The sequence below is a fragment of the Streptomyces sp. NPDC005551 genome (genome assembly GCF_042871785.1).
Lineage (GTDB): Bacteria > Actinomycetota > Actinomycetes > Streptomycetales > Streptomycetaceae > Streptomyces.
The window spans coordinates 839,928-855,744 of the sequence record NZ_JBIAJE010000002.1; the positions used below are offsets into that span (position 1 = coordinate 839,928).

Below are 15,817 nucleotides of genomic sequence, written 5' to 3' on the forward strand. Positions count from 1 at the left end.
GGCTCCCCCGCGCATGTGACCGCATGTGTCCTTCCCCCGCGGGGAACCCCACCGCCGGGCGGCGGTTCCCCCACTGCCGAGAACCCTACGCGGCACCACTGACAACGCCGGAAACACAGGAACACGGGAACACGACCGGCTCACGCCCGGACCCGGTGCGGCGGCGCACCCCGACGACACCGGCAGACGGCCGGCCCGGCACCGGACCGGGGGGTTCGCCCGGCGGTCCGGGGGCGGTCACGCCCCGGTCACCACCGCGGCCTGCGGCCGGATCGGCAGCCGGTTGACCGGGCGTCCGGTCGCCGCGCGGACGGCCGACGCGATCGCCGCCGGGGACGTCACGACCGGCACCGCGCTGACCGCCTTCGCGCCGAAGGGGGCGACGACGTCACGCTCCTCGACCAGCTTGACGATGCGGATGTCGGGCGCGTCCAGGGAGGTGGGCAGCGCGTACCCGGTGAGGTCCGGATGGCGGACCAGACCGCGGGCGGTGCGCAGGTTCTCGGTGAGCGCCGCACCGACCCCCTGGGTGACCCCCGCCTCGATACGGGCCCTGAGCTGGGCGGGGTTGAGGATGCGGCCGACGTCCTGGGCCAGCGCGAGTTCCACGACCCGGACCGAGCCGAGTTCGATGTCGACGTCGACGACCGCGCGGATCGCGCAGAACGCGAGGCCGACGAACGCGTCCCCCTGGCCCGCCGCGTCCAGCGGCTCCGTCGGGTGGGGACGGCACTGGGCGGTGGCCCACAGCTCCTTGCCGTCCAGCGCCTCCGTGACGGTCGTCGAGAGCACACCGTCGTACGAGGTGATCTTGCCGTCGGTGATCTGGAGGAGTTCCGTGGACATCCCGAACTTGTGCGCCAGGGGCTGCAGCAGCTGCGTACGGACCATCTTGGCGGCGCGCTCCACCGCGCCGCCCGACACCCAGGTGTGCCGGCCGCGGCAGCTCGCGCCCGCCGGGGGCTGGTCGGTGTCGACCGGGGCCACGTACACCTCGTCGATGCCGAGCGTCTCCTGGACGATCTGCCGGGCGAGTGTGGCGAAGCCCTGGCCGGTCTCCACAGCCGCGCACAGCACCGTGGCGACGCCGTCGTGGACCTTGACGGTGGCCGTCGAGACCTCGTCCGCGCCCTCGGCGCCGAGCATGTGGACCATGCCGACGCCGTAGCCGACGCCGCGGCGCACCGCTCCCGGCTCGCCCGCGCCCTCGGGACCGCCGGGCAGCAGCCACTCCTCCTCGGGAGTGTCCTTGGGCAGCGCGGGCAGCGGGAAGTCCCGTACGGCCTGGAGCAGTTCGGCGACCGGGGCCGGGCACGTCACCGTCTGGCCGGTGGGCAGCACGTCACCCGTGGCAAGCACGTTGCGCAGGCGCAGCTCGGCGGGGTCCACCCCGAGCTTCTTCGCGAGCTTGTCCATCTGCGCCTCGTAGGCGGCGCACACCTGCATGGCGCCCTCGCCGCGCACATGGCCGGAGGGCGGGTTGTTGGTGCGTACGGCCCAGCCCTCGATGAAGGCGTTCGGGACGACGTACGGGCCGCAGGCGAAGGAGACGGCGGCGGCGAGCGCCTCGGAGGAGGTGTCGGCGTACGCGCCGGCGTCCAGCAGGATCTGCGCCTCCACCTTCACCAGCCTGCCGTCGGCGTCCGCGTGGTGGCGGTAGCGCAGCAGCGTGGGGTGGCGGTGGGCGTGTCCGAGGAAGGACTCCTCGCGCGTGGCGGTGAGTTTGACCGGGCAGCCGGTCTTCAGCGCCAGCAGGCCGAGGGGGAGCTGGACGCCCTGGTCCTCGCGGTCGGCGGTGGCGCCGGGCACGCCGGTGACGACGACCTTCACGCGGTCGGGCTCCAGGCCGTAGCAGGCGGCGGCCGCGTCGCGGTCGGCGTGCGGGTCGGTGGACGCCACGTAGAGCTCGACGCCGCCGTCGGGGCGGGGCACGGCGAGACCGGCCTCCGCGCCGATGGGCGCCGGGTCCTGGCGGCCGATGCGGTACAGGCCCTCGACGACGAGTTCGCCCGCCGCGTCCGGGTCGCCGTGGCGCAGCGGGATGTGGCGGATGAGGTTGCCGTCGGGGTGCAGGGGTTCGGCCTCGAAGGCCTGCTCCGGGTCGGTCACCGGGTCGAGCACCTCGTACTCGACGATGACGGTGGCGGCTGCCATCCGCGCGGTGTCCGGGTGGTCGGCGGCGACGGCCGCGATGGGCTCCCCGTGGTGGCGTACCACCTCGGAGGCGAACACCGGGCGGTCGGCCTTGCCCCGGCCGTGCAGCGCGGTGCCGGGCACGTCCTCGTGGGTGACGACGGCGTGGACGCCGGGCATCTCGCGCGCGTGGGTGGTGTCGATGGACACGATGCGGGCGTGGGGGTGCGGCGACCGGAGCACGGCGGCCCACAGCAGGCCCTCGGCCCACAGGTCGGCCGCGTAGGGGAAGGTGCCCTCCGTCTTCGCGCGGGCCTCCGCCGAGGGCAGGGACGCGCCGAGGCCGTGCGGCAGCGGTTCGGGGGCGGGGGGTGCCGCGGTCGTCTCGGTGGCGGCTTCGTTGCTCACGCCTGGCCTCCGTCCTGGCCGTACGGCTGGTCGTGCGGCTGGTCGTGCTGCTGATCGTGCGGCTGGTCGTACGGCTGGTCGTGCGGTGCCGCCGGTTCGAACGCCGACCGGGTGACGCCACCGTCACCCGGGCCGGCCTGGTGCGGGATACGGGCCTCGTCGCCGTCCGCGTCGCCGGTCGTGGCGTGCGCCTCGCGCTCGGCGACGACCTCGCGCACGGCGTCCAGGACGCCGCGGTAGCCGGAGCAGCGGCACAGGTTGCCGCACAGCGCCTGGCGGGCCTCCAGCTCGGTCGGCGCGGGGTTGCCCTCGAGCAGGTCGTGCACGGTCATGGCCATGCCCGGTACGCAGAAACCGCACTGGACGGCGCCGCACCTGGCGAGCGCCCGCTGCACGTCCGAGGGCTGTCCGTCGGCGGCCAGGCCCTCGACGGTGCGCACCTCGCTGCCGGCTGCGGTGACCGCGGGCACCAGGCAGGACGCGACGAGCCGCCCGTCCACCTGCACGTTGCACGCACCGCACTCGCCCTGCGAGCAGCCGTCCTTGGCGCCCGCCAGGCCGAGCCGCTCACGCAGCACGTAGAGCAGCGACTCGCCGATCCAGGCGCCGGTGACGGGGCGGTCGGCGCCGTTCACCCGCAGGACGTACGACGACATGGGGTGCTCGTCGTGTACGGGGGCGGGGACCTCGGCGGCTCCCGCGTCCTCGGCGTTCTCGGTGTCCTCCGCGTCTGCGGTGTTTTCGGTGTCTGCGGTGTCTGCGGTGTCTGCGGTGTTCTGGGCGCCCTCGGCGTCCTCGGTGGCGGTCCGCGCCGCCGGGTCGGCCGCGTCGTCCGGGGCCGCCTCGGAGGCGTCTGCGTCACCGAGGGCTTCCGGCACCGGCGCGGACTCCTCGTACGCGGCACCGGCGGTCGTCTCGTACGCGGCACCGGCGGGCTCCCCCTCCGGCCCGGCTGCCCCACCCTCGGACCCCGCGAAGTCACCCTCGGACCCCGTGAACTCACCTTCGGGCCCCGCGACGTCACCCTCGTGCTCGTGCGCGTCGGCTTCACGCTCGTACGCCACCGTCCCCTGCCCGGGGACGGCCGTCCCGTCGCGGTGCGCGTTCGCCCGGGTGGCCGCCTCAGCGGCCTCAGCGGCCTTGTGGACGCGCTCGGACGCCTCCTGGGCGGCCAGGGCGGGCACCTCGCCGTACGGGTCGATCGGCACCCCGCCGGGGGCCTCGGCGGCCGTTCCCGCGGCGCCGTGTCCGCGGGGGGCGGAGAACCACGGCTCCCCCACGGTCTCCGTGGTCTCCGTGATCTCCGTGGTCTCCGTCGCCCAGGGCGCGGCGGCGCCTCCGGGGAGCGTGGCCGGCGGTGTCCCGCCCCACTGCTCGACCAGCGACGACGTGGTGAACTCGCCCGATTCGTCCGGAAGATCGCCACCGGCGACGGGGATGGACCACTGCCCGGTGACGTCGTGCCCGGCGGGCTCGTGCCCCACGCTCTCGTGCCCGTAGGGGGCGCCGCCGTGCGCCTGCTGCGCCTCGGACGCGTGGGAGCCCTCCGCGTCGGCGAAGGTCCACTGCCCGGTGGACGCCGGCGGGTAGGAGAATCCGTCGTGCGCGGTCTCCCGCGGCGCGGAGTTCGCCTCCGGCCACTGGACGCCCTCGGCCGGCACGGCCCAGCTCCCGGTGGCCGCCGGGTCCGTTCCCGCGGTGGTGGCGGGGTTGACCGTTATCTGCGGCGGCACGTAGCCGTGCCCGGGCGCCGCGAGCGGGCTGTCCCGTTCCGCCAGGAGGGCGTCGATGCCCCCTTCGGGGAGCTTGACGAAGGCGGTGGCGCCGTCGTCGTAGTCCCCTTGGGGCAGCCGCTCCCAGGCTCCGTGGGTGCCGCCCCGGGGGGCGTCCTCTCCGTGCTGGTCGTCGGTCACGACAGCGCCCTCCCCAGTGCTCGTCGGGCCAGCGCGGCGACGGTGCGCCGCAGGTGCAGTACGGCGGGCGGAAGCTGCGGCACGGAGCCGTCCTCCGCCGGGACGGGGTCCGGGATGCAGGCCGCGGCGACGTAGTCCCCGAAGGCGCCCAGCGCCTCGGGCACCAGGGCGCGGTTGTTGTCCCAGTCGATGAGCGAGGCGACCCACTGCTCGGCGTCCAGCGGGCGCAGCGGCATCGGCGCTATGGCGCCGACGGCACACCGCACTCCGCGCCGCGCGGGGTCGAGGACGAGGGCCACGGACGCGATGGCCCGGCCGGGGCCGGTGCGCCCGGTCGCCTTGACGAAGACCTGGGGGGCGTGGAGCAGCGGCACGCGCACGTAGCCGATGAGTTCGCCGCCGCGGAGCATGTCCACGCCCGCGAGCAGGTGGGACACCGGGATCTCGCGGCGGGCGCCGCCCGGGCCCGCGATGATCAACGTGGCTTCCAGTGCGGCCAGTACGGGCAGGGCGTCACCGGTGGGCGACGCCGAGGCGATGTTGCCGCCCAGGGTGCCCGCGTTGCGGATCTGCGGTGGTCCCGCGGCGCGGGCGGCGGCGGCGAGCGCGGGAATGAGGGCGGCGAAGTCCGGTCGGCCCATGCGCGCGTGGGTGAGGCCCGCGCCCAGCAGGGCGTGGCCGTCCTGGTACTGCCAGCCGCGGATCTCGCTGATGCGTCCGAGGCCGACGAGCGCGGCGGGCCTGAGCTGCCCGGAGTTGACGGCCGCCATGAGGTCGGTGCCGCCGGCCACGGGAACGGCGGCCGGCATGGCGGCGAGGGCCGCCACGGCCTCGTCCAGCGAGCCGGGCAGCGTGATGGCCTGCGCCGCCCGCGGTGCTTGCGTGGTCAAACCGGCTGCCCCTTCCCGCTGCCCCACCTGGTCCCGCCTGTGTTGCCGTACGGTACGTGCTGACAGGGCGGACGTGGCAACTCTGGCACATCTTCCCGGGCCCTCGACGCGGGGGTCCGCTAGGAGGCATTCGCCCCTCTCACCTGCGAGATGGCCCCTTTTGGCACCGCATCTCCGGTCCGCGGGAATTGGCACTCTTCGGTGACTCCTGAGCGCATTTCCGCCGGTCGGCCGCGTCCCGGGGGCGGCACCCCGGGACGGGCTCCTCACCGGCATACCTCACGCGTTCGGGGGCGGCCCCTCGGCCGGGCGGCCGAGCACCCCGGGCCGCCGCTGCCAGGGCCGGGGGCCCGCGGGCGGCCGGTAGGCCACCCCCAGGGCGTCAAGTCGCGCGTAGTGGGCGGTCATCCGCCGTTCGAAGTCCGCGAAGTCCCGCGCGGCGGGCGCGGGCAGGGCGCTCCAGGCGACCTCGGCGAAGGCCGCGAGACGCGGGTAGGTCTGGTAGTCCACGCGGGCCGCGTCCTCCATCACCTCGGTCCACACGTTGGCCTGGGCGCCCAGCACGTGCCGCGCCTCGTCGGGGGTCAGTTCCGGCGGTACGGGCTCGAAGCGGTAGACGTCCTCCAGGGTGCGGACGTGACCGATGGGCACCGGCTCGTCCGGGCCGGCGTGCTGACGGTGGTCCAGGTACACGTGCTGCTCGGGGCACATGACGACGTCGTGGCCCGTGCGGGCGGCGGTGACGCCGCCCCGGTAGCCGCGCCAGGAGGAGACGGCGGCCCCCGCGGCGAGTCCGCCCTCCAGGATCTCGTCCCAGCCGATCAGCCGACGGCCGCGCGCGGACAGCCAGTTGCCGAAGTGTCCGACGAACCACGCCTGGAGTCCGTCCTCGTCCGCGAGGCCGAGTTCCCTGATGCGGGCCTGCGCGGTGGGCGACTGCCGCCACTGGTCTTTCGGGCACTCGTCGCCGCCGACGTGAATGAACGTGGACGGGAAGAGTTCGAGGAGTTCCTCGAACACCCCCTCGTAGAAACGCAGGGTGTGGTCGGTCGGCGCGAGTACGTTCCGGGAGATGCCCCAGTCGTCCCAGACGGAGAGGGAGGCCGTGTCGACGACGTCGGTGTTGCCCAGTTCCGGATACGCGGCGATGGCGGCCTGCGAGTGCCCCGGGACGTCGATCTCCGGGACGACGGTGATATGCCGGTCGGCGGCGTAGGCGACGATCTCGCGGATGTCGTCCTGCGTGTAGAAACCGCCGTGCGGTTTCTCCTCCCAGCGGGGTGAGGCGCGGTGGCCGAATTTCGTGCGCGCCCGCCAGGACCCGGTCCCGGTGAGTTCCGGGTGACGCTTGATCTCCACCCGCCATCCCTGGTCGTCCGTCAGGTGGAAGTGGAAGACGTTGAGTTTGTGTGCGGCCAGCAGATCGAGGTGGCGGAGGATTCCGTCCTTGGGCATGAAGTGACGGGAGACGTCCAGCATCATCCCGCGCCAGGGGAACCGGGGCGCGTCCTCGATGGCGCACCGCGGGACGGCGAGGCGGGCGTCCGGCCGGACGGGGGCCCGCCGGAAGGCGTCGGGGCCGAGCAGCTGACGCAGTGTCTGGGCGCCCCAGAAGACGCCCGCCGCGCTGCCGCCCGTGATCTCGACGCCCCGGCCGGTGCTCGCGACGAGCCGGTACGCCTCCGCTTCCAGGCCGTCGTCGAGGCGCAGCCGCAGGGTGTTCGGGCCGTCCGCCCCGCCCGGGGGCAGCGGCAGACCGAGGGCCGCGCCCAGGACGGAGCGCAGCCACCTCTCCGTACCGTCCGTGCCGGGCGCGGCCCACAGGGCGGTCGCCCGGTCGAGCGGCACCTCACCGTGCGAGGGGCCGGTCACGGCGCGCGGCGCCGGAATCACATCCATCACGTCAGTCCTTTACCGCTCCGCCGAGGCCCGAGACGAGCCGCCGCTGGACGAGTACGAAGAAGATCAGTACGGGAATCGTCATCACCGTGGAGGCCGCCATCACGCCGCCCCAGTCCGGCTCGTCAGGTTTGTAGAAGACGAGGAGTGCCATCGGCAGGGTGGACTGCGAGGTGTCGCTGATGATGAACGACTTGGCGAACAGGAAGTCGTTCCAGGCGGAGATGAACGAGAAGACGCTCGTGGCCACGAGCCCGGGGAAGACCAAGGGGAACAGAATCTGCCAGAGGAATCGCGCGCGGCTCGCCCCGTCGAGTTGCGCCGCCTCCTCCAGCGTCTCGGGTACGGCCTTCACGAAACCCCTCAGCATCCAGATGGCGAAGGGCAGTGAGAAGGCGATGTGGGGCAGGATCAGCGCGCTCAGCGTGTTGAGCCGGCCGAGGTCCCGCATCAGGAAGAAGAGCGGGATCGTGAGGGCTTCCACGGGCACCGTCTGCGCGATCAGGAACATGACCAGCAGGGTGGTGCGGAACCGGAAGCGGAAGCGTGTCACCGCGAACGCCGCGAGAAACGCCACGAGCGCCGAGACGACGACCACCGAGCAGGCCACCACGAGGCTGTTGACGAAGTACCGGCCGAATTCCTGCTGCCCGAGGACGCGCTGGAAGGATTCCAGCGAGGGCGACGCCGTCCAGGGCCGGGGTTCGCTGGACTCGATCTCCCCCGCCGGTCTGAGGGCGCTCAGCACCATCCAGTAGAGGGGGAAGGCGACGGCCACCGCGATCAGCAGGGCGGACGCCTCGGCGGCCAGCCGCCAGGGGCGCCGGGGCCGCGGGAACCGTCCCGCCGTGTGCGACGTGGTCACAGGTCCTCCCCCTGTCCGCGCAGCAGCCGCAGATACACCAGCGTGACCGCCATCAGCATCAGCAGCATCACCACGCCGATCGCCGAGCCGAGGCCGTACTGGGACGACGCGAACGCCTTCTGGTACGCGTACACGTTCAGCACGAGGTTCTGGCCCGCGATGCCGCCGCCGTTCGTCATGACGTAGATCTGCGTGAAGACCTTGAAGTCCCAGATGACCGACTGGATGGTGACGACGACCAGGATCGGCCGGAGCATCGGGGCGAGCACCGAGCGCCAGGTCCGCCACTGCGAGGCACCGTCCAGGGAGGCCGCCTCCAGCACCTCGGCGGGCACGGCGCGGATGCCGGCGTACACCGTCACCATCACGAACGGGAAGGAGCACCAGACCACTTCGAGGAGGACGAGGGCGAAGGCGCTGTACCGCCCGTACGTCCAGGAGTGGTCGCCGAGTCCGAGGGCGCGGTTGACCGGGCCGAAGTCGGGGTCGAAGAGGAACAGCCAGACGGTGGAGCCGGTGACGGCAGGGGTCGCCCAGGCGCCGAGGGCCGCCAGCATCAGGGCGAGCCGGGGCAGTGCCCGTATCCGGGTCAGCAGCACGGCCAGCGCGCAGCCGGTCGCGAGCGTGGAGAGGACGCACGCCGCCGCGAAGACCACGGTGGCGAGGAGCACCCGCCGGAACTCGTCGTCGGCGAAGAGCGTCGCGTAGTTGCCGAAGCCCTGGAAGGTGGTCGGTTCGCCGCCGCTGACCTGGGCCTGGGTGTACTCCAGGAACGAGATCAGGCCGAGCTGGTAGACGGGGTAGAGGAGCAGGCCGCCGAGGACGACGAGGGCGGGGGCGAGATAGAGCCAGGGGGCCCGGCCGCCGTGCCCGCGCCGGGACTTCGGGGGCCCCGCCTTCGTGACGGGGGCCCGCCGGACCGGTCGGGGCGGCCCTGGTGCGGACTGCCCCGCCCGGCCCGCGACTTCGGTGGTGTCGTGTGCGGTCATCGGCTCAGCCCGCGGAGCTGAAGGCGTCGTTCATCTTCCTCGCCGCGTCCTTCGAGGCCGCCGGCACGTCCTTCCTGCCGCTGACGATCTCCTGGAACATCGTCGGCAGGACGAGCGAGGCGTCGATCCGGGCCCAGGCGGGCGAGGCGGGGACGAACTTGGTGCCCGCGGCGAGCGTCTTCACGAAGGGCTCGACGAAGGGCTCCTTCTTCGCGGCGTCGGCGCGGACGTCGGTGTACGTCGGCAGGAAGCCCATGGCGTCGAAGAGTTCGCCCTGCGTCTTCTTGGACGCGAGCCGCTTCATCAGGTCCACGGCGAGCGAGCGGTGGGACGTGCTCTTCAGGACGCCGACGTTGTTCCCGCCCGCGAACGCCGGGGCCGTCTCGCCCTTCTCGAGTCCCGGCAGCGGTACGACGGCGTACTTGCCCCTGACCTTCCCGGCCTCCACCGCCGCGTGGCTGAAGTCGCCGCCGATGGCCATGCCCGCCTTGCCCGCGGCGAAGGCGGTCACCGTGTCGTTGCCGCCCATGCCCGCGCACTTGGCCGCGGGACAGTTGTCGTCGCCGAAGAGCGAGGTGTAGGCCTTGATGCCCTTCTGGGCGGCGGCGCTGTCGATGGCGGAGGCGTACGAGCCGCCCCTGCCCCGGGCGAGTTCGCCGCCGTGGGCCCAGATGAAGGGCATCGCGCCGTAGGTGTAGGCGCCGCCGACCACGAGGCCGTACAGGCCGGGTTTCGCGGCCCGGATGCGGCGTGCGGTGTCGATCAGTTCGGCCTGCGTCCCGGGCACGTCGAGGCCGAGTTCCTCGAAGACGTCCGTGCGGTAGTACAGGGCGCGGACGCCGACGAAGAAGGGTGCTCCGTAGACCCTGCCGCCGACCGTCACGGACTGCCGGGCGGTCGGGTCGGTGTCCTTGGCCTCGTCCCAGTCGGTGAACTCCCCGGTGATGTCGGCGAGTCCGCCGTCCTTCACGTACCCGGCGGTGTCGGTGTTGCCGTACTCGATGAGGTCGGGAGCGCTGCCGGGGTCGTTGAAGGCGGCCTTGACGCGCTGGGCGCGCGTCTCGACGGGGATGTACTCGACCTCGACCTCGGCACCCCGGTGGGCCTTCTCGAAGGTGTCGACGGCGGCGTCCACGACCTTCTCCTTGGGCCCGTTGTCGACCTCCTGGAAGAGCCAGACGCGCAGGGTGCCCGTCTTCTCGTCCTTGCCGGAGGCGGAGCCGCCGGACGACTGGGGGGCGCAGGCGGTGGCGGTCACGGTGGCCGCCAACAGGGCGGCCAGCGACGCGGCCATACGGACAGAGAGCTTCATCGAGCATCCTCCGGGGAAGTGCGTTGCAACATACGCAATGACGGTTTCGCAGTGCACAACACACCGGAGGCTATGGAGTTCTTGAACGCGGCCACAAGAGGTCTCCACCACTCTGTGACCCCGGGACGCACTCCGCGCAACGGGCCGGGTCCCGGGAGAGCGCGCGCCGGAGTTTTCGGGCACGACAAGGCCGCGGCACCCCGCACCGGGATGCCGCGGCACCAGGTCCACGCGGCTGCTGCGCCGAAGTGAGCGGCGGGGTGTCGCTACGGGCCGTCGCCCGCCACCCCGCGCGCGCTACTTCTTGTCGCCGCCCTTGCCGCCGTCCTTGTCGCCACCGGCGCCCATGGACTCGTAGATCTCCTTGCACATGGGACACACGGGATACTTCTTCGGGTCGCGGCCCGGGACCCACACCTTGCCGCAGAGGGCCACGACGGGCGTGCCGTCGAGGGCGCTCGCCATGATCTTGTCCTTCTGGACGTAGTGGGCGAAGCGCTCGTGGTCGCCGTCACCGTGCGACGTCTGCGGCGTCGGCTCCACGAGGGTCCCCGTCCCAGTACCTCGCTGGGGCTGGGTCTCAGGCTCAAGAGTGCTCATGCCGCAAGGGTACTGAAGCTCACAGCCGTCAGTTGAGCGAAGGGTCGTCCGGATAGGTGGCCACCATCGCCAGTTCGCCGCGCTGGCGGCGCAGGACCTCGCGCCACAGCCGCTCGGGAGCGGGTGAGGAGACGTCCCCGGGCTCGGACTCGACCACGTACCAGGCGCCCTCGACGAGTTCCTCCTCCAGCTGACCGGGTCCCCAGCCCGCGTATCCGGCGAAGATCCGCAGCGAGCCGAGGGCCGCGGCGAGCAGCTCCGGCGGCGCCTCCAGGTCCACGAGCCCGATCGCGCCGTGCACGCGGCGCCAGCCCAGCGGGGCCTGCTCCCCGGCCGCGCCACCGGGGATGACGGCGACACCCAGCGCCGAGTCGAGGGAGACCGGGCCGCCCTGGAACACCACGCCCGGCTCGCCCGCCAGGTCCGCCCAGGCCTCCAGGATGTCGCCGACGCCCACCGGGGTGGGCCGGTTGAGGACGACGCCCAGCGAGCCCTCCTCGTCGTGGTCGAGGAGGAGCACCACCGCGCGGTCGAAGTTCGGGTCCGCCAGGGCGGGCGTGGCCACGAGCAGCCGTCCTGTGAGCGAGGACACCTCGGTCATGCCAGACATGATCTCTCATCTTCCCGCCACGTGGGGAGCCCATGCGGGTACGCGAGTGAACGCAGCTCAGGGCGCGGAGGGGTCCACCCGGCCCGCGCCGGGGCCGGTGACCCGGTGTGCCCGATTAGGAACGGTTCGTGTTGTGGCCAAGCTATGACGCGGCTGGGAGGTCCTCGGGCTTACAGAAGGGGGGTGGGCGGCCATTACGCTTGCCTCTTCAACCCCTGCCCACCTCACCGGAACGCGAGATTCATGACCGTCAACGGCTCTGATGACGTACTGCTTGTCCACGGCGGCACCCCGCTCGAGGGCGAAATCCGTGTCCGCGGTGCGAAGAACCTCGTACCGAAGGCCATGGTCGCGGCCCTGCTGGGCAGCGCTCCGAGCCGACTGCGCAATGTCCCGGACATCCGTGACGTGCGCGTCGTCCGCGGGCTGCTGCAGCTGCACGGCGTGACGGTCCGTCCGGGAGAGGAGCCCGGCGAGCTGGTGCTCGACCCCTCCCACGTGGAGAGCGCGAACGTCGCCGACATCGACGCCCACGCGGGTTCCTCGCGCATTCCGATCCTCTTCTGCGGTCCGCTGCTGCACCGCCTCGGGCACGCCTTCATCCCCGGCCTCGGCGGCTGCGACATCGGCGGCCGGCCGATCGACTTCCACTTCGAGGTGCTGCGGCAGTTCGGCGCGAAGATCGAGAAGCGGGCCGACGGCCAGTACCTGGAGGCTCCGCAGCGGCTGCGCGGCACCAAGATCCAGCTGCCGTACCCGTCCGTCGGCGCCACCGAGCAGGTGCTGCTGACGGCGGTGCTCGCCGAGGGCGTCACCGAGCTGGCCAACGCCGCCGTGGAGCCCGAGATCGAGGACCTCATCTGCGTGCTGCAGAAGATGGGCGCGATCATCGCCATGGACACCGACCGGACCATCCGGATCACCGGTGTCGACTCGCTCGGCGGCTACACGCACGCGGCCCTCCCCGACCGTCTGGAGGCCGCCTCCTGGGCGTCCGCGGCCCTGGCGACCGAGGGCAACATCCTCGTCAGGGGCGCCCAGCAGCGCTCGATGATGACGTTCCTCAACACCTACCGGAAGGTGGGCGGTGCCTTCGAGATCGACGACGAGGGCATCCGCTTCTGGCACCCGGGCGGCCAGCTGAAGTCGATCGCCCTGGAGACGGACGTCCACCCCGGCTTCCAGACCGACTGGCAGCAGCCGCTGGTCGTGGCCCTGACGCAGGCCACGGGCCTGTCGATCATCCACGAGACGGTGTACGAGTCCCGCCTCGGCTTCACCTCCGCGCTGAACCAGATGGGCGCGCACATCCAGCTGTACCGCGAATGCCTGGGCGGCTCGAACTGCCGCTTCGGCCAGCGCAACTTCCTGCACTCGGCCGTCGTGTCGGGCCCCACGCGGCTCCAGGGCGCCGATCTGGTCATCCCCGACCTGCGCGGCGGTTTCTCGTACCTGATCGCCGCTCTCGCGGCCCAGGGCACCTCCCGCGTCCACGGCATCGACCTGATCAACCGCGGCTACGAGAACTTCATGGAGAAGCTCGTCGAGCTGGGCGCGAAGGTCGAGCTGCCGGGCAAGGCGCTCGGCTAGCGGCACCCGGCCCGGCTCGCGGCGGAGACCGCGGGCCGGGCCGGCGCAAACACCACGATGGGGCGGCGCCCGGAACTCCGGGCGCCGCCCCATTGGCGTACTGCTCGATGCCGCGCCGCGTGTCGCGGCGCAGGCGGACTTACTTGCCCTTGGCGGCTTCCTTGAGCTTGCTGCCCGCGGAGACCTTCACGCTGTACCCGGCGGGGATCTGGATCGGGTCGCCGGTCTGCGGGTTGCGGGCGGTGCGAGCGGCACGGTGCGTGCGCTCGAAGGTCAGGAAGCCGGGGATGGTGACCTTCTCGTCGCCCTTGGCGACGATCTCGCCGACGGTCTCGGCGAACGCGGCCAGAACGGCGTCGGCGTCCTTGCGGGTCACCTCGGCACGGTCGGCCAGCGCGGCCACCAGCTCACTGCGGTTCATGTTGTTACTCCCGTGTTCTTCTTGCCGTTGAGGCGTGCCACGCGGCGGTGCCGCACGTTCATGCGGCGTAGCCGATGCTGCCAGGGTCCTCGGTCGGTCCCCGGACCCGGGTCCGTCGCCAGACCCTCGCGCCCGAAGACGCATCCTGCCCCCACCTGCGGCGGGAAAGCCAATCCGGCACCCCTGGGAGTCACACGAACACCCTTGGGAGTCACGAAGAGCGCCACTGCCTCGGAGTGGTGACGCTCCGTCCGCTCCCGGCAGCGGACCGCAGGACCTGGGGAGGCCCGAGCCTGGCCGCCACCCTAAAGGCGGCCAGAGGCCGCGGGTTCCGCGACGCGCCGGGCCTCAGACGGTCGTGGTACCCGTCACAGCCGGTCTCACACAGTTGTGTTGCCCCGAAACGCGCGGTTCAGACGCTCGTGTTGTCCGTCACGGTCACCCCGGCCGCCTTCGCGGCGTTGCGGACCGCTCCGGCGACGGCGCCCGCGACCTTGTCGTTGAAGACGCTCGGGATGATGTAGTTCGGGTTGAGTTCGTCCTCGGTCACGACGTCCGCCAGGGCGGTCGCGGCGGCCAGCATCATCTCCGTGTTGACGGTGCGCGACTGGGCGTCGAGCAGGCCGCGGAAGACACCGGGGAAGACCAGGACGTTGTTGATCTGGTTGGGGAAGTCGGAGCGGCCGGTGGCCACAACTGCCGCGGTCAGCCGGGCGATTGCCGGGTCGACCTCGGGGTCGGGGTTCGCGAGCGCGAACACGATGGCGCCCTCTGCCATGGCGGCCACGTCGTCGCCGTCGATCACGTTCGGGGCGGAGACGCCGATGAAGACGTCGGCGCCGCGCACGGCCTCCTTCAGCGTGCCGGTGAGGCCCTCGGGGTTGGTGTTGTCGGCGATCCAGCGCAGCGGCGAGTCGGCGTGGGCGTCCACCAGGTCCGAGCGGTCCGCGTGCACGACGCCGTGGATGTCGGCGACGACCGCGTTCTTGACGCCGGCGGCGAGCAGCAGCTTGAGGATGGCCGTGCCGGCCGCGCCCGCGCCGGACATCACGACGCGGATGTCGCCGATCGCCTTGTGGGCCACCCGCAGGGCGTTCGTCAGGGCGGCGAGGACGACGATCGCCGTGCCGTGCTGGTCGTCGTGGAAGACGGGGATGTCCAGGGCCTCGCGCAGCCGGGCCTCGATCTCGAAGCAGCGGGGCGCGGAGATGTCCTCCAGGTTGATGCCCGCGAAGCCGGGGGCGATGGCCTTGACGATCTCCACGATCGCGTCGGTGTCCTGGGTGTCCAGGCACAGCGGCCAGGCGTCGATGCCGGCGAACCGCTTGAAGAGGGCGGCCTTGCCCTCCATGACCGGCAGGGCGGCCTTGGGGCCGATGTTGCCGAGGCCCAGCACGGCGGAGCCGTCCGTCACGACCGCGACGGAGTTGCGCTTGATGGTGAGGCGGCGGGCGTCCTCGGGGTTCTCGGCGATCGCCATGCACACGCGGGCCACGCCCGGCGTATAGATCATCGAGAGGTCGTCGCGGTTGCGGATCGGGTGCTTGGACTGCATCTCGATCTTGCCGCCGAGGTGCATCAGGAACGTACGGTCGGAGACCTTGCCCAGAGTGACGCCCTCGATGGTGCGCAGCTGCTCGACGATCTCGTCGGCGTGGGAGGTCGAGGTGGCCGCGATGGTGACGTCGATGCGGAGTTTCTCGTGCCCGGACGCCGTGACGTCGAGGCCGGTCACCGAGCCTCCGTGGGACTCGACGGCTCCGGTGAGCTGGGAGACCGCCGTTCCGCTGGCGGGCACCTCCAGCCGGACCGTCATCGAGTAGGAGACGCTGGGCGCCGTTGCCATGGCCGACTTCCTCTGCTTTCACCGTGTTCGCTGCGTACGCCGCGGACGAGCTGTCGTCCCGGCGGCGTCGTCCGATCGTCGCACCTACCGCGGAGTACGTGGTAGCCACCCCGGGTTGCGAACGTTTTGTTCGCAACGACCGAAGACTTTCGGAAAACTAATTCCACCATACGAGAAGCAGGAGACGGGAGGGAAGAGCGGAGCGGAACGCGCGGTGGCCGGGACGTGCGAGAGGCCCACGTCACCAGGTGACGTGGGCCTCTCGGACGTTCAATGACACCGGCCCGCCATGCTCGCCTCGCGGCAAGTGGTCGCTCGTAGCGACGAAGGTTGGGCCCGGG

General features: G+C 72.2%; 12 protein-coding genes. 1 reads left to right on the forward strand and 11 read right to left on the reverse strand.

The window, feature by feature from the left end:
- Window positions 1-237: 237 nt before the first annotated feature.
- From ACFYP4_RS07880 to ACFYP4_RS07920, 9 genes are all read right to left on the reverse strand, one after another.
- Window positions 238-2,541 (reverse strand): molybdopterin cofactor-binding domain-containing protein, encoded by a 2,304-nt coding sequence (locus ACFYP4_RS07880; RefSeq protein ID WP_358851405.1) that lies wholly within the window; start codon window positions 2,539-2,541, stop codon window positions 238-240.
- On the reverse strand, window positions 2,538-4,454 hold the full coding sequence (locus ACFYP4_RS07885; protein WP_388783704.1) for a (2Fe-2S)-binding protein: 1,917 nt from the start codon (window positions 4,452-4,454) through the stop codon (window positions 2,538-2,540). Before ACFYP4_RS07885 ends, ACFYP4_RS07880 begins: the two co-directional genes overlap by 4 nt.
- On the reverse strand, window positions 4,451-5,344 hold the full coding sequence (locus ACFYP4_RS07890) for an FAD binding domain-containing protein (RefSeq protein WP_388783707.1): 894 nt from the start codon (window positions 5,342-5,344) through the stop codon (window positions 4,451-4,453). The genes ACFYP4_RS07885 and ACFYP4_RS07890 overlap by 4 nt, the downstream gene beginning before the upstream one ends.
- 279 nt (window positions 5,345-5,623) lie before the next feature.
- Complete coding sequence (locus ACFYP4_RS07895) at window positions 5,624-7,243, reverse strand: beta-N-acetylhexosaminidase (protein WP_358851408.1); 1,620 nt, start codon at window positions 7,241-7,243, stop codon at window positions 5,624-5,626.
- A 4-nt stretch (window positions 7,244-7,247) separates the two neighbouring features.
- Window positions 7,248-8,108, reverse strand: coding sequence for a carbohydrate ABC transporter permease (locus tag ACFYP4_RS07900; RefSeq protein WP_358851409.1), 861 nt, complete (start codon window positions 8,106-8,108; stop codon window positions 7,248-7,250).
- Window positions 8,105-9,097 carry a sugar ABC transporter permease gene (locus ACFYP4_RS07905; protein ID WP_358851410.1) on the reverse strand — a complete coding sequence of 331 codons (993 nt, stop codon included), beginning with the start codon at window positions 9,095-9,097 and terminating at the stop codon, window positions 8,105-8,107. Before ACFYP4_RS07905 ends, ACFYP4_RS07900 begins: the two co-directional genes overlap by 4 nt.
- 4 nt (window positions 9,098-9,101) lie before the next feature.
- A complete protein-coding gene (locus tag ACFYP4_RS07910) occupies window positions 9,102-10,409 on the reverse strand; it encodes an extracellular solute-binding protein (protein ID WP_388783711.1) in 1,308 nt (435 codons plus the stop codon).
- A 297-nt stretch (window positions 10,410-10,706) separates the two neighbouring features.
- A complete protein-coding gene (locus ACFYP4_RS07915; protein WP_356172847.1) occupies window positions 10,707-11,009 on the reverse strand; it encodes a DUF3039 domain-containing protein in 303 nt (100 codons plus the stop codon).
- Between the two features lie 28 nt (window positions 11,010-11,037).
- Complete coding sequence (locus ACFYP4_RS07920) at window positions 11,038-11,610, reverse strand: YqgE/AlgH family protein (protein WP_358851412.1); 573 nt, start codon at window positions 11,608-11,610, stop codon at window positions 11,038-11,040.
- Window positions 11,611-11,862: 252 nt separating this feature from the next.
- On the opposite strand from ACFYP4_RS07920, the gene murA reads away from it, so the two are divergent.
- Window positions 11,863-13,209 (forward strand): UDP-N-acetylglucosamine 1-carboxyvinyltransferase, encoded by a 1,347-nt coding sequence (gene murA / locus ACFYP4_RS07925; protein ID WP_358851413.1) that lies wholly within the window; start codon window positions 11,863-11,865, stop codon window positions 13,207-13,209.
- Between the two features lie 139 nt (window positions 13,210-13,348).
- Here murA and ACFYP4_RS07930 read toward each other — a convergent pair whose 3' ends face one another.
- Both ACFYP4_RS07930 and ACFYP4_RS07935 read right to left on the reverse strand, forming a co-directional pair.
- Complete coding sequence (locus ACFYP4_RS07930; protein WP_007382399.1) at window positions 13,349-13,630, reverse strand: HU family DNA-binding protein; 282 nt, start codon at window positions 13,628-13,630, stop codon at window positions 13,349-13,351.
- A 412-nt stretch (window positions 13,631-14,042) separates the two neighbouring features.
- Complete coding sequence (locus ACFYP4_RS07935) at window positions 14,043-15,476, reverse strand: NAD-dependent malic enzyme (protein WP_358853141.1); 1,434 nt, start codon at window positions 15,474-15,476, stop codon at window positions 14,043-14,045.
- Between the last annotated feature and the right edge of the window lie 341 nt (window positions 15,477-15,817).